This is a genomic window from Xanthomonas sp. F10, assembly GCF_014206815.1.
GTDB classification, from domain to species: domain Bacteria; phylum Pseudomonadota; class Gammaproteobacteria; order Xanthomonadales; family Xanthomonadaceae; genus Xanthomonas_A; species Xanthomonas_A indica.
Genome location: NZ_JACHNP010000002.1, coordinates 100,123 through 113,127, shown reverse-complemented (window position 1 = coordinate 113,127; position 13,005 = coordinate 100,123). Strand labels below are relative to the sequence as shown.

Genomic DNA, 13,005 nt, shown 5'->3' with positions numbered 1-13,005 from the left:
CATCGGGATCGGGAAGGCGGAACCGGCGTGACGCCTGACGCGCTCACGCGACACGCCATGGACAAGGCGGCGGCGTGATGCCGAAGACGCAAGCCTCGGCTACCATCGCCGCGGCCACGCCAGCGCGCGCGCCGACCGTCTCCCCAGCCGCCATCGCCCATGCCCGACGCCGCTTCGCCCCGCCCCGCCGCAGCCCCCCTCGTCGGCCGCCTGCGTACCGTCGTTCGCGTGGCCATCTGCCTGGTCGCCAGCGTGCTGTTGATCCCGCCGCAGTGGCTGTTGATGCGCCTTACCCGCGGCCGCGGCGCGTTCGTGCTGCCGCGGCTGTGGTTCGGCTGCCTGCGGCGCGCCCTGGGCATCCGTGTCGAGGTGGTGGGCGTGCCGCGCGACGCCGGCGGCACGCTGTTCGTCGGCAACCACATCTCCCACTTCGACATCGTGGTGCTGGGCAGTCTGCTGCGCGCACGCTTCATCGCCAAGAACGACATGGAGCGCTGGCCGGGCATGCGCCATATCGGCGCGTTGGCGCAGACCGTGTTCATCAGCCGGCGCCGCCAGGATGCCGCCGCCGTGGCGGCCGCGGTCGCCGCGCAACTGCGCCCGGATCACGATGTGGTGCTGTTCGCCGAAGGCACCACCTCCTCCGGCGAACGGGTGGCGCCGTTCAAGTCCAGCCTGTTCTCGCTGTTCCTCAGTGCCGCCCCCGGCGCGCGGCACTGGACGCTGCAGCCGTTCACGCTGGAGGTGCGCAGCGTCGACGGGCAGCCGCTGGCCCAGGGCGGCGATCGCGATGCGTATGCCTTCTATGGCGAGATGCAGGCCGGCGCGCACGTCGCGCACTTCCTGCGCCTGTCCGGTGCGGTGGTCAGGGTGACCTTCCACGCACCGATTGCGGTCGCACCGGGCAGCGACCGCAAGGCGCTGGCCGCGCAGTTGCACGGCATCGTGGCCTCGGCACTGCCTGCCGCGCCGGCGGACGCGGCTGCGGCCTAGACCGGGCGACACAAGAACGGGCGCGCGCCCGGGCAACGCCCACTGGCGCGTCAGTGCATGGCGTCCGGCACCACCGGCTCCGGCAGGCGCACCACCGCGTACTGCTTGCGGAACTCCAAGGCACCCAGCGCCGGCCAGGTCTCGGCGTAGCGGCGCAGGCAGGCCACGCCGTCGGGAAAGTCCTCGCCGTTGACCCGGCAATCGGCCGCGACCTCGCCGTCGGCATCGCGCGAGGCGAACAGGCGGATCCCGAGCATGCGCTGATCCCGCTGCAGCAGCGGCATCAAGGCATCCAGGCTGTTGGTGAACAGGCAGCACGGGCAGAACGCGTGTTCGGTGTCGTCGCCCGCCGCGGCCCGGGCCGCATCGCCGTTCATATGCGCCACCGGCCCCAGCACCACCGTGCGCCGCACCGAGGCCTGCGCCCCGGCCTCGGCAGGAAACTCCATCTGCAAGGTCATGCAGCGGGCCTCGGCGGGAGCGCTCACCGCCTCCGACAGCGCCACCAGATCGGTGCGCGCCCAGGTGGTGAAGCCCGAGGCCAGGCTCGCCTCGGTGTCCTCGCCGATGGAATGCTGGAACTCGACGATCCCCTCGGGGAACAGGCTGCGGTGATGCACGCGGATGCAACTGGCCGTGCGCACGCCGCTACGCAGCTCGGCCAGGTCCACCAGTTCGGTGAGCAGGTGCAGCCCATTGCCGAGTACGACGCCGTCCTCGTGCAAGGTCGCCACATGGCCCTCGCGCTGCAGCACCTGCAGCAACAACTGCTGCAGTGTGCGGCCCGGTTGCGCGTCGGGTGCGGCCTCCGAGCCTGCGGCATCGGGGGCGGCATCGGCCCCGCGGGGCGGGGTGCGGGACAACAGGCGTCGCAGTCGATCGATCATCCTTGCTCCAAAGCGTCCAACGCGCCATCGGTCGCCCGAAGTATGCGCAGGCGCCCGCGGCGACGGCAACCGGCGCAGCCACAAGTCTTATCGCCAGCGACGCATCGCGGGCGGGCGCGATCGCATCGGCGGCCGTTGCACGCGCGCGCCGCCGTCGATCGCAGGCGCAGCAGCGCCATCGCATCGCCTCTCGCGCCGGCCCTGCTGCACGGCGCCGCACGCAGGCGGCGCCCTCGCAGCGCGTCCTGCCACGCGCCTGGCGCAGGCGCCTGCTCAGTCCTTGGCCGCCTCGCACAGCTTGCGGTTGAACCAGGTGGACTTGGCGATGGGCAGGTAGGCGTCCCAGTCGGTGGGCGGCAGCATGGTGCTCTGCTTTTCCAGTTCCGCCTGGAACGAGGCTTCGTCGTGGCTGCGACCGGCCATGGTGCCGTCCAGCACCGCCAGGCACTCTTGCGGCCGACCCAGGCGCAGCAGGGTGATGGCACGGTCGTTGGCGAAGCGGTCGCGATCGAGCCAGTTGAGGAAGCCGCCGCACTCGCCTTCGAACGCCAGCATGCCGGCCAGCGCCTTGTCATAGCGCTTGCCGCGATAGTCCTGCAGATAGGCCTCGCGCCGCCGGCTGCTGGCCGCGGCGGTGCAGCCGGCCGGCAGCTGCAGGTAGTCGCCCTCGAAACTGGCGCGCATGCCGCAGTAGTCGCGGCAGCTTTCCTGGGTCAATGCGGCCACGTCGAACCCGCCCGGCACCGGCTTGAAGGCGAGCTTGCAGGGCACGTCGCCGGCGTCGTTCACCTCGGCCTTGTCGCCCTGCAGCGTGCCCGACAGCGAGCAGGTATGGCCATTGGCGCCGACCGACAACAGGTCGAACTGGCGCACCCCGCCCTTCTCGGTGACCCGCATGCTGCCCCAGCCTTCCTTGGTGCTGTATTCGCCGGGCGTGGGACCGGCTGCCGCCGCGCCGAACGTCACCAGCCACACCAGCATCGCGCTCCATCCGTATCGCCGTACCATCGTGTGTTCCTGCCTTCGATCAGAGCCGGCAAGTGTGCGCCATCGCCGCGGCGGCGGACCAGTGCCGATGTCGCACCCGCGCAGCGAGGGTCTGTGCACGGCGGCCGCGCCTGGGACAGCGGCCTGGACCACGACGTGGCGGCGGATGCCGATGCGAACGTTCTGGCGCCGCTGCGCCAGGACGCCAACCACCGCAACGGCTGGTACGCGTTCTACCGCAGCGGCAAGGCGGCGCTGAACATGCCGATGCGCAGCTTCGCCGCCCGCCGGCGCGACAGCGCCCGGACCCTGCTGCTCATGGCGCCCGGCTGGTGCGGATCGACATCGGCGGGCCGCAGGCGCGCCTGCCCATCGACGACAGCATCCCGCCCCTGCTCGGCACCGTCGGCGCCGCCCAAGGTCGCGGCGGCCTGCACTATCTGGATGACCTGGGCCGCGAGGTGCCGTAGTAAACGGTCGCCGCAGGCCAGTGACGCGCCGGCGCGCGTCGCCCGCTCACGCCCCTTCGGCCTGCGCCATGGCCAGCGCTTCCTGCTCGGGCAGCGGCCGCGACAGGAAATAGCCCTGCACGAAATCGACGTCGAGCGCGCGCAGGGTCTCCAGTTCCTCGGCCGTCTCCACGCCCTCGGCCACCACGTGCGAGCCGATCTCGTGCGCGAAGTTGGTCAGCCCCTTGGCCAGCGCGCGGCACTTGCGGTCGCTGTCGATGCAGTGGGTGATGCTCATGTCGAGCTTGATCACGTCCGGCTGCAGCCGCAGGATGTGGCGCATGCTGGCGTAGCCGGCGCCGGCGTCGTCCACCGCCAGGCGTGCGCCGCGCGCGCGCAGCGGCGACAGCGCATCGGCCAGCTCCAGGTAGTTGCGCACAATGGCGTGCTCGGTGATCTCCAGGGTCAGGCGCGCGACGTCGATGTCGTCCCCCAGCAGCACCGCCAGCGCTTCGGACGTCAGCAGTTCCGGCGACAGGTTGAGATTGAGCCGGAACGTCGGGGGAAACTGGCGCAGATAAGCCAGCGTCTTGGCCACCACGTGCAGTTCCAGGCGCATGCCGACGCCGGCCAGCTCGGCCTGCTGGAACCACTTGTCGGGGCCACGCTGCGGGGCGATGTCGAAACGCGACAGGCACTCGAACCCATGCAGGCGCATGCCGTCCAGCGCGAACAACGGCTGGAACACGATGCGCGGCGCGCCCGCCGCCAAGGCGCCGTCGATCTCGTCGATCATCGCCTGCCGCTCCAGCTTGTGCGCCTCCACTTCATGCAAGCGCAGGGCGAGAATCTCGGCGAATGCGCGCAGCATGCCGATGTCGCGCTCGCCCAGGCCGTGCCTGGGCAGGAAGCTGAAACAGCACAGCGTGCCGTACACCCGGCCACCGACCTGGATCGGTACGCTCATGTGCGCGCCGATCGGGATCGAGAAGGTCGCCGGGATGCATTGCGCGGCCGGCACCAGGGAAGTATCCGGAATGAGTTGCGGCAACTCGCCTCGCACCACGCCCATGCAGTAGCCGTCGGCCAACGGCAGGACCTGGCCTTCGTGGATCGGACACCCGGGCGGACCGTCCACGTGATCGAGCACGCGATCGGTCGCGCGGAAGCGCGACAGGAATGCCACGTCCATGCCCAGGTGCTGGCGCACCACGCGCAGGCAGCGGCGCAGCTCGCGGTCGCTGATCTCACCCGACAACAGCTCGAACAGCGGATGAGATTCCGACGCATCCTCGCTCGACGACATCCCGCTTCTCCCCCGAAAGCGTTGCGGCCCACGCGGCTCGCGCCGCACACGGCGCCGAGCCGTGACCGACCCGATCGAGCAACGGGGGAACCCCGGACGTTCCCCACGCTATCCAGCGGGCGACACGTCCTTGTCGTTCGACTGTAAAGCGTGATGTACAGCGGCGAAAGCACCCGCGTGTTCAGGAAGCGAGCTGTCTACGGCAGCGACCGCGTTGAACAGCGGCGGCGCGGCTCCAGCCAACATGCTGGCGCCGCCGATGGCGGACCGTTCAGGCAACGCGGCCGCAGTCACCGACTGGCAGGCGCCCTGCGGGTCGAGCGACATGGACGTCTGCCAGCGGCGCACCGTAGCAGAGGCGGCTGACCCGGGACCGGTGGCCGCATCACCGGACGACACGCAGATCACCCTGGACAAGGCGCCGCGCACGCCTCGCCCGTTCACCCAGACGTGCTAGTACAGCGTATCGCGCGTACGCTGCGGCAATTCCCGGTCATAGGCGTCGGCGTCGAACGCGTCGTCGGTCAGGTGCGCGAGCATGGTGCCGGGACTGGGCAGACGATCGCGCGGCAGGTGCCGCGTCGGATCCCATAGCTGCGAGCGCACGATCGCCCTGGCGCAGTGGAAGTACACCGCCTCGATGTGCACCACGATCACGCTGCGCGGCAAGCGCTCGCCGACCGCAAACCGCGCCAACAGGTCCGGATCGACGCGGATCTCGGCATGGCCGTTCACGCGCAAGGTTTCGCCGATGCCGGGAATCAGGAACAACAGCGACAGGCGCGGATCCTGCAGCAGATTGCGCAGCGTATCGATGCGGTTGTTGCCCGGCCGATCCGGCAACGCCAGCGTGCGCGCATCCAGCACCTGCACGAATCCCGGCGCATCGCCGCGGGGTGAGCAGTCCAGTCCTTCGTCTCCGGCCGAAGCCAACACGACGAACGGCGACGCGTGTACGAACGCCTGGTAGTCGGCGTTCAGATGGTCGATTTGTTTGCGTAGCGCGCGCTCGACGGGTTGGCCGTATAGCGCTTCAAGCGCATCAAAAGTGGCGATGCAATAGTCCATATTGGCTTCCTATTCCTGTGCACACGTGCTGTCCCTGTGCACAAGTGGCGGTGGCGATGATTCATCTATGCCCAACAGCACCACGAATGGAGGCAGGCATACAAATCCACCCTGACGCTCGCGCCACTAACCATCACCCGTAGATTATCCACGGAGTGACGTCATCTAAAGAAAAATCAAATTAGCTAGTTTCGACCGTCGAACAAGTCATGCTGCTTATTCTCCATTTTCGCCTTTGACTTTGCTCGCACAACAAAGTTTCTGCGGGGAGGATATATCAATGAGTCCTTGCGAATTGCTTCATCGTTGCCGGCATTTCCAAGCTCTACCATTTCAAACTGATGAACCTTTCGCGCAGCAGTATACTGACTAAGGTCAAGCATGTAAGCTTCAAATATTTCACCAGATGCACCACGCTTTAGGGTGACTCGGGATTTCACAGAATGAATAAGCCGCAGATCAATCAATTGATCAATCGCATCCCTATCTTCGCCTGTGAGTTTTTGAGAAAGAAGAAACACATTGCACTTCGATTTTTGCGTACAGAAGTCAACAAGCCTCACAAAGGCTTGCTCCAGAGCCTCCCGATCCTCTGCAGTATCAAGTTTAAATTCTTCTCTCTTTACAGTGTCATAGTCTCCCGAAGCAAGGTTAACGTCCTCAGCTCCAACTTTTGGCCCCCGATGATCACTAGCTGGCCTGTCTCGAGCTTGAGCAATTGAGCCAGAAAGAATCCCAATAAAGTCTCGCGTGACACCACCCGACGCAATAATAAGACGATCTATTGCGGTAGGATTTATTAAATCTCTAAACGAAGGCAATCCCGCTTCGACGCATAAGTTGCCGATCACTTTCTTTAGAAATTCTTTTAGCGTCTCGAACTTCTCCAAAGAGACATCCAGATTTATCTCCTTAGCATCATCGCCAAGCTTCATCCCTATTGGCGGATCAGAATGTTGATACCATTCGCTTCGATGTTTAATCGTGCCAATTTTTAACCAGAGATCATTTCCCTTACCTACCCTATGGAAATAATCCACAACTTTCGCCTGATCAGTTCGGCGAATGTGGTAAAGATCATCAAGCACCAAGAAAGCAGGGCCATCTGAAAGATTTGCCAGGGCTCTAAAAAAAGCTTGGAACCTCAATATGTTCTGGTGAAGATATTCTATCTTATGCGAAGTATATGTGGCTTCAACTTCATCCTGCTCTGTCTCCTTGTTGGAGGAAGAAGCGTCCCCGCTCAAAGAAACGGCCGAAAGAGAGATGCCTGATTTAAGTTCAGACCTCTTATCACTTTCGGAAGACAGCGCTTTTCTCCCTTTTATTTGCATAGTTTCTGGCAGGCGGAGCTGGTCCTCCAGATCCTTAATCACACCTGAAAGCTCTGCATGAATTTTTTGCGTTTCAGCCTTATTAAATGCAGGCCGACTTGGAATCACGCCGAAAAGTCTCTTCCAAAAACTTGTTTTAGATGCCGGGGTGGTCGCAGCAACCTCAAGCCAGGATTTAAACTCTTGGAGACTCTTGATTAAAACGCTAATCAAGACATCCGGATAAGTGTGGCCCTTAAAAGTCTCCATGTCGACAAAAGATATGGGCCTTCTGTCCACAGTTAAATCTGCGACCGCCTTTCTTAGTAAGCTCGACTTGCCGGAACCGCGGCGGCCAAATATTATATTGTGCTGCCTCGATTTTGCACGAGCAAGCACACCTGGAGCAGGCTCAATAAATCTCCTTGCTCCTTCTGGAGTTGCCCGGGTGACCTCTTCACAAAGAATGAGCAAATTATCTACAGCTGGGGCATTAAGAACAGGCTCAGCCTTGGCTTTATTACTCCTTCTTGTCTTTTTCTTATTTTTCCCCAGCTTAGAAGAAGTCCCAACAATATCAATTCCATCTTTATTTTTGTCTTCGAGGTCCATTACAAAGTTCCTTTCCTTAAATTGGGCTCACCCGCACTTCGAATACCCACAATTCAAACAAGTAGCACACCCGTCCATGATCACCAGCGCCTTGGTGTTGCACTTGTGGCACATCGTGGCCGAGGGCGGGAAGCTGGCGCCGTCGCCGGTGACGGCGATGTCTTCTTCGTGGTCGGCGGTGGAGTCGGCGGACACCGTACCCTCATCCGCCCTGCGGGCACCTTCTCCCGCAGGAGCAGGAACCGCCTTGCTCACTTCACTGTTTTTTTTTGAGCGCTCTTCGTACTGCTTGCGTTTTTCGGCGATCAGCGCGCGCTGGTGATCGCTCATCTCCGGGTCGTGCAGCAGGCCGATCGACTTCATGTGTTCTTCGACGATGCTGCCCAGTTCGGCGACCAGCGACGGCATGTACACGCCGCCGGCCTTGAAGTAGCCGCCCTTGGGGTCGAACACGGCCTTCATTTCGTCGACCAGGAAGGTGACGTCGCCGCCCTTGCGGAACACGGCGGACATGATGCGGGTCAGCGCCACGATCCACTGGAAGTGTTCCATGGACTTGGAGTTGACGAAGATTTCGAACGGGCGGCGCAGTTCGTGTTCGGTGCCGGCGTTGAGCACGATGTCGTTGAGGGTCACGTACATGGCGTGTTCCACCAACGGCGACTTGATCTTGTAGGTGCTGCCGATCAGCACGTCCGGGCGCTCGATGCGCTCGTGCATGTGGATGATGTTGTCGGCCGGCGCTTCGGCCTCGGCGGTGGCACGGTCGATCGACGAGGCGGGCACCGCGGCGGCGGCGTCGCGCGCCTTGTCCTCGGGGGTGACGACGGCGTAGCCCTTGATTTTCTGGTCGATCTTGATGGCCATGAGGCGTGCGTTCCTGGAATGCGGATCGGGACGGGCGTAGGCCCGGCCTCTCTCCCGCGTGCGGGAGAGAGGGTGCAACGGGACGGCTTACTTCTTGGCGCGGGTGGCCGCGGCCTTCTTGCCGGCGGCCTTGCGCACGGTGGTCTTCTTCACCGCGGCGCTCTTCTTGGCGACCTTGGCGGTGCTCTTCTTGACCGCCTTGGCGGCCTTGCCCACGGCCTTCTTGGCCACGGCCTTGCGCGCGCCCACGCTCTTCTTCACCGCGCTCTTCTTGGCGACCACCGACTTCTTGGTCACGGCCTTCTTGGCGGCGACCTTCTTGACCGCATTCTTCGGCGCGGCCTTCTTGGCGGTCACTTTCTTGGCCGGGGCCTTCTTGGCGGCGGCCTTCTTCGCCGGCGCCTTCTTCGCAGCCGCCTTCTTGGCGGTCTTCTTGCCGCCCTTGCTCAGCGAGGCCGCTTCGGCCTGGGCGCTGGCCTTGGCCGCTTCCAGCTTCTTGCGCGCGCTGGCGACGGTCTTCTTGACGGCCTTGCCGGCCTTCTCGGCGCGTTTGGCGACGGCCTTCTCGGCCTGCTTCACCACCTTGCGGGTCTTGGCGACCTGGTCCTGCACGCGCTTCTGCACGTTTTCAGCGGTCTGCTTGACGCTGGCGACGGCCTCGCTGGCGGTGGCGGCGATGGTCTCGCCCACGTTGGTGGCGGTTTCTTTCACGTTCTCGGCGACCTGCGTCAGCGTCGCCGTGACTCCATTCCCAGTGCTCATAAAACCCTCCTCAGGGTGTCAGTGTTTATGTAACGCGGGCGATGCTATACCGATTGCAGCGAAGCGGGGAGCCGGAAACGGCGACAGGCGGCGGACGGTGGGGAAGCGTTGGGGAAGCGCGGCACGCCGCGCTCCGGGACTCCCGCCGCCGCCCTCCCCTCCGCCGGCGCGGAGGGGAGACGGGACGGCATCAGAACTTGCCGTAATACCCTTCTTTCAGCGCATCGAACAGGTTGGCGGCGGTGTGCATCTCGCCGTCATATTCGATCTGCTCGTTGCCCTTGACCTCGACCACGCTGCCGTCTTCCAGCTCGAAGCGGTAGGTGGTGTTCTCCAGGTCCGCCTCCTTGACCAGCACGCCCTGGAAGGCGGCCGGGTTGAAGCGGAACGTGGTGCAGCCCTTCAGCCCCTGCTGGTGGGCGTAGCGGTAGATGTCCTTGAACTGCTCGTAGGGATAGTCGGTGGGGACGTTGGCGGTCTTGGAGATGGAGCTGTCCACCCACTTCTGCGCGGCGGCCTGCACGTCCACGTGTTCCTTGGGGTGGATGTCGTCGGCGGCGATGAAGTAGTCCGGCAGGCGCGCGGCGGCGTCCTCGGCGAACGGCATCGCCTTGGCGTTGACCAGGTGGCGATAGGCCAGCAGCTCGAAGGAGAACACGTCCACCTTCTCCTTGCTCTTCTTGCCTTCGCGGATCACGTTGCGGCTGTAGTGATGGGCGAAGCTCGGCTCGATGCCGTTGGAGGCGTTGTTGGCCAGGCTCAGCGAAATGGTGCCGGTGGGGGCGATGGAGCTGTGGTGGGTGAAGCGCGCGCCCACCTCGGCCAGCTCCTCGACCAGCGCCGGCGCCACCTCGGCGATGCGCTGCATGTAGCGGCTGTACTTGGCGTGCAGCAGCCGGCCTTCGATGCGCTCACCGACGCGCCAGCCGTCGCGGGCCATCTCCGGGCGCTGCCGCAGCATCGCCGCGGTGACCTCGAAGGTCTCCTGCATGATCGGCGCCGGGCCCTTTTCCTTGGCCAGCGACAGCGCGGTCTCCCAGCCGGCCACGGCCATCTCGCGGGCGATGGCCTCGGTGAACTCGCAGGACTCGGCGCTGCCGTACTTCATCCGCAGCATGGTCATGGTCGACCCCAGGCCGAGGAAGCCCATGCCGTGGCGACGCTTGCGCATGATCTCGTCGCGCTGCTGCTGCAGCGGCAGGCCGTTGACCTCGACCACGTTGTCGAGCATGCGGGTGAACACCCGCACCACGTCCTTGTATTCCTCCCAGTCGAAGCGGGCGCGCTCGGTGAACGGGTCGCGCACGAAGGTGGTGAGGTTGATCGAGCCGAGCAGGCAGGCGCCGTAGGGCGGCAACGGTTGCTCGCCGCAATTGTGGGCGTGCAGACCGTTGCCGTCGAAGGTGTTGATGCCAGGGACCTGCACGTCGTAGACGTCTTCGATGCCATCGGCGGCCACCGACTGCACGGTCGCCACGAAGCGCTCGCGGTTCAACTGGCGACGGTAGCCGGACAGCAGCGCCTTGAGGCGGTTGGCCTTGGCGGTGTCGGCAAAGCCCACCCGTTGGGCGAAGGCGTCGAGGTTGTCGCCGCTGACGACCAGTTCGTGCTGCGCCTTGGTGGGATAGGCACGCGTGCCGCCGTGCCCGTCGGGGAGCAATGCCGTGCCGGCGGGCCGCCGGTCGCGGTAGATGTGCGAGGCGATGCCCAGCCGCAACAGCATGCGCTGCGCTGCCTCCAGCCGTGCCAGGTCGGACTGTGCCAGGCGCACGCTGACGCCCTTCTCCTGACTGCCCTGCACCGAGCCGTCGGTGTCGAACAGGCCACGCAGGAAGCCGCGGTGGAAGTCGCTGGAGGTCTTCTCGACGGCCGGCGTGATCGCCTTGTCGCCCGGACGCAGGCCCAGCTCCAGGGCCAGATCGCGCAACGCGGCCGACTTCAGGCGGTACTCGCCACGCTCGCGCACCTCGCTCCAGCCGGCGAAGTCGGCACGGTGCGGCAGGCTGCGCGCGCAGCGCAGGGCTTCTTCCATCAGCGCCACCGGTGCCAGCGGCGCCGCATTGACGGCGGCGGCCTGCGACCAGACAGACAACACGGCGGCCTCCTGCTTGAGCGTGCCGTCGCCCACCAGCATGCCGAGCAGGAAACCTTCCTCATAGCTGCGCGCGCCGCCCCACTCCGCACCGGCACGGTGATTGTTGAGCAGCACCCGGTCGCCTGCGACCAGTTGGTCCGCCTGGCACCATTGGGTGTCCAGCGACCAACGGGTCTGGCGCACCACGCGCCGCACGCGGTGGTCTGCGGTCAGGCGCAGCGCGTAACCCTCCTGCGTCTGCAGTCGTACCACCTGCTTGTGCGCGGTCTTGAAGAAACCCTCCGCACCGGTGGCATGGTCGCCGCCATCGACCCGCGCCAGGAACTGCGTTCCCAGCAGATCGGCGACCTGACGCGGCCCCTCGGCGGTCTGCACCCAGGTATCGGCGGTCACGCAAGGATTGGTCGCGCGGATGTTCTCGCACCACCAGTTGTTGTTCATTTCGTTGACGCGGTCGATCAGGATGAAGCCCGGCTCGGCGTAGTCGTAGGTGGAGACCATGATCATGTCCCACAGGTGGCGGGCGCGGATGTGCCCGTACACCTTGCACGCGACCAGGCCGTCGTCGCGCACGATGTAGTCCTGGTGCGTGGGCCAGTCGCGCCACACCACGGCGCTGGCGTCGGCCAGGTCGATGTCGGCCTCTTCCTTGCGGTTGACCGGGAACACCAGCGGCCAGTCGGCGTCCTGCTCCACCGCCTGCATGAAGCCGTCGGTGATCAGCAGCGACAGGTTGAACTGGCGCAGGCGCCCGTCCTCGCGCTTGGCGCGGATGAAGTCCTTCACGTCCGGATGGGATACGTCGAAGGTGCCCATCTGCGCGCCGCGGCGGCCGCCGGCCGAGGACACGGTGAAGCACATCTTGTCGAAGATATCCATGAACGACATCGGCCCGGAGGTGTAGGCGCCGGCGCCGGCCACGAACGCGCCGCGCGGGCGCAGCGTGCTGAACTCGTAGCCGATGCCGCAGCCGGCCTTGAGGGTCAGCCCGGCCTCGTGGACCTTCTCCAGGATGCCGTCCATCGAGTCGGTGATGGTGCCCGACACGGTGCAGTTGATCGTGCTGGTGGCCGGCTTGTGTTCCTGCGCGCCGGCGTTGGAGGTGATGCGCCCGGCCGGGATCGCGCCGCGGCGCAGCGCCCAGGCGAAGCGCTCGAACCAGTAGGCGCGCTGCTCCTCGGTCGCCTCTGCGTCGGCCAGCGCACGGGCCACGCGCAGGTAGGTGCCGTCGATGTCGGCATCCAGCGGTTCGCCCTGCTTGGTCTTGAGCCGATACTTCTTGTCCCAGATGTCCTGCGACGCCGGCTGCATCGGGATGGGGTCGTGCTTGGATCCGGTCTGGACGACTTCCAGGCGCACCGTACTCATTCTGCTGTGTTCTCCTCGAACCTGTCCCGATGGGGCGGATGGGTGGTCATCCGCCGTGTGTCTTGTCTATATCGCACTTGCGCTGCACGGCAGAGACGGCCGCGGCAGCGCACGCGGCGGCTGCCCTCGACCGATCGAAATTCCCGAATCCGCGACCTTCCCTGTCACCGTCCCGTCATGCACCGCCGAGCACGCCCCCGGATGTAAATCCCTGGTGAAGAAAACCCTATGTCTAGTGCCGCACCGATGCGCTACCGCTACATGTTGTGGCTGCGGCACGCGTGAACGCTAACCCCGG

General features: G+C 65.0%; 11 protein-coding genes. 2 read left to right on the top strand and 9 right to left on the bottom strand.

What is annotated here, in order from left to right; all coding sequences use genetic code 11:
- Window positions 1–210: 210 nt before the first annotated feature.
- Window positions 211–993, top strand: a complete 783-nt coding sequence (locus FHR56_RS12060) for a lysophospholipid acyltransferase family protein (RefSeq protein WP_160945753.1) — start codon at window positions 211–213, stop codon at window positions 991–993.
- A 50-nt stretch (window positions 994–1,043) separates the two neighbouring features.
- On the opposite strand, the gene FHR56_RS12055 is transcribed toward FHR56_RS12060, so the two are convergent.
- Window positions 1,044–1,880, bottom strand: a complete 837-nt coding sequence (locus FHR56_RS12055) for a DUF6348 family protein (protein WP_160945657.1) — start codon at window positions 1,878–1,880, stop codon at window positions 1,044–1,046.
- Window positions 1,881–2,153: 273 nt separating this feature from the next.
- The gene (locus tag FHR56_RS12050; RefSeq protein ID WP_184502630.1) at window positions 2,154–2,888 is read right to left on the bottom strand and encodes a hypothetical protein; all 735 of its coding nucleotides are present in this window, start codon (window positions 2,886–2,888) and stop codon (window positions 2,154–2,156) included.
- A 311-nt stretch (window positions 2,889–3,199) separates the two neighbouring features.
- Between FHR56_RS12050 and FHR56_RS20630 the strand changes: the two genes are divergently transcribed.
- The gene (locus tag FHR56_RS20630; protein ID WP_237473026.1) at window positions 3,200–3,337 is read left to right on the top strand and encodes a hypothetical protein; all 138 of its coding nucleotides are present in this window, start codon (window positions 3,200–3,202) and stop codon (window positions 3,335–3,337) included.
- Window positions 3,338–3,383: 46 nt separating this feature from the next.
- Here FHR56_RS20630 and FHR56_RS12040 read toward each other — a convergent pair whose 3' ends face one another.
- The 7 genes from FHR56_RS12040 to FHR56_RS12010 form a co-directional block, all read right to left on the bottom strand.
- Window positions 3,384–4,622, bottom strand: coding sequence for an EAL domain-containing protein (locus tag FHR56_RS12040; protein WP_160945659.1), 1,239 nt, complete (start codon window positions 4,620–4,622; stop codon window positions 3,384–3,386).
- A 108-nt stretch (window positions 4,623–4,730) separates the two neighbouring features.
- Window positions 4,731–4,949 carry a hypothetical protein gene (locus FHR56_RS12035; protein WP_160945660.1) on the bottom strand — a complete coding sequence of 73 codons (219 nt, stop codon included), beginning with the start codon at window positions 4,947–4,949 and terminating at the stop codon, window positions 4,731–4,733.
- A 126-nt stretch (window positions 4,950–5,075) separates the two neighbouring features.
- A complete protein-coding gene (locus FHR56_RS12030) occupies window positions 5,076–5,690 on the bottom strand; it encodes a pyridoxamine 5'-phosphate oxidase family protein (protein WP_160945661.1) in 615 nt (204 codons plus the stop codon).
- Between the two features lie 185 nt (window positions 5,691–5,875).
- On the bottom strand, window positions 5,876–7,615 hold the full coding sequence (locus FHR56_RS12025; RefSeq protein WP_160945662.1) for a hypothetical protein: 1,740 nt from the start codon (window positions 7,613–7,615) through the stop codon (window positions 5,876–5,878).
- A gap of 27 nt (window positions 7,616–7,642) precedes the next feature.
- Window positions 7,643–8,482 carry an NrdJb gene (locus tag FHR56_RS12020; RefSeq protein WP_160945663.1) on the bottom strand — a complete coding sequence of 280 codons (840 nt, stop codon included), beginning with the start codon at window positions 8,480–8,482 and terminating at the stop codon, window positions 7,643–7,645.
- Between the two features lie 87 nt (window positions 8,483–8,569).
- Window positions 8,570–9,244 (bottom strand): hypothetical protein, encoded by a 675-nt coding sequence (locus FHR56_RS12015; protein ID WP_160945664.1) that lies wholly within the window; start codon window positions 9,242–9,244, stop codon window positions 8,570–8,572.
- A gap of 190 nt (window positions 9,245–9,434) precedes the next feature.
- Window positions 9,435–12,707, bottom strand: coding sequence for an LAGLIDADG family homing endonuclease (locus tag FHR56_RS12010; protein WP_160945665.1), 3,273 nt, complete (start codon window positions 12,705–12,707; stop codon window positions 9,435–9,437).
- Window positions 12,708–13,005 lie beyond the last annotated feature (298 nt).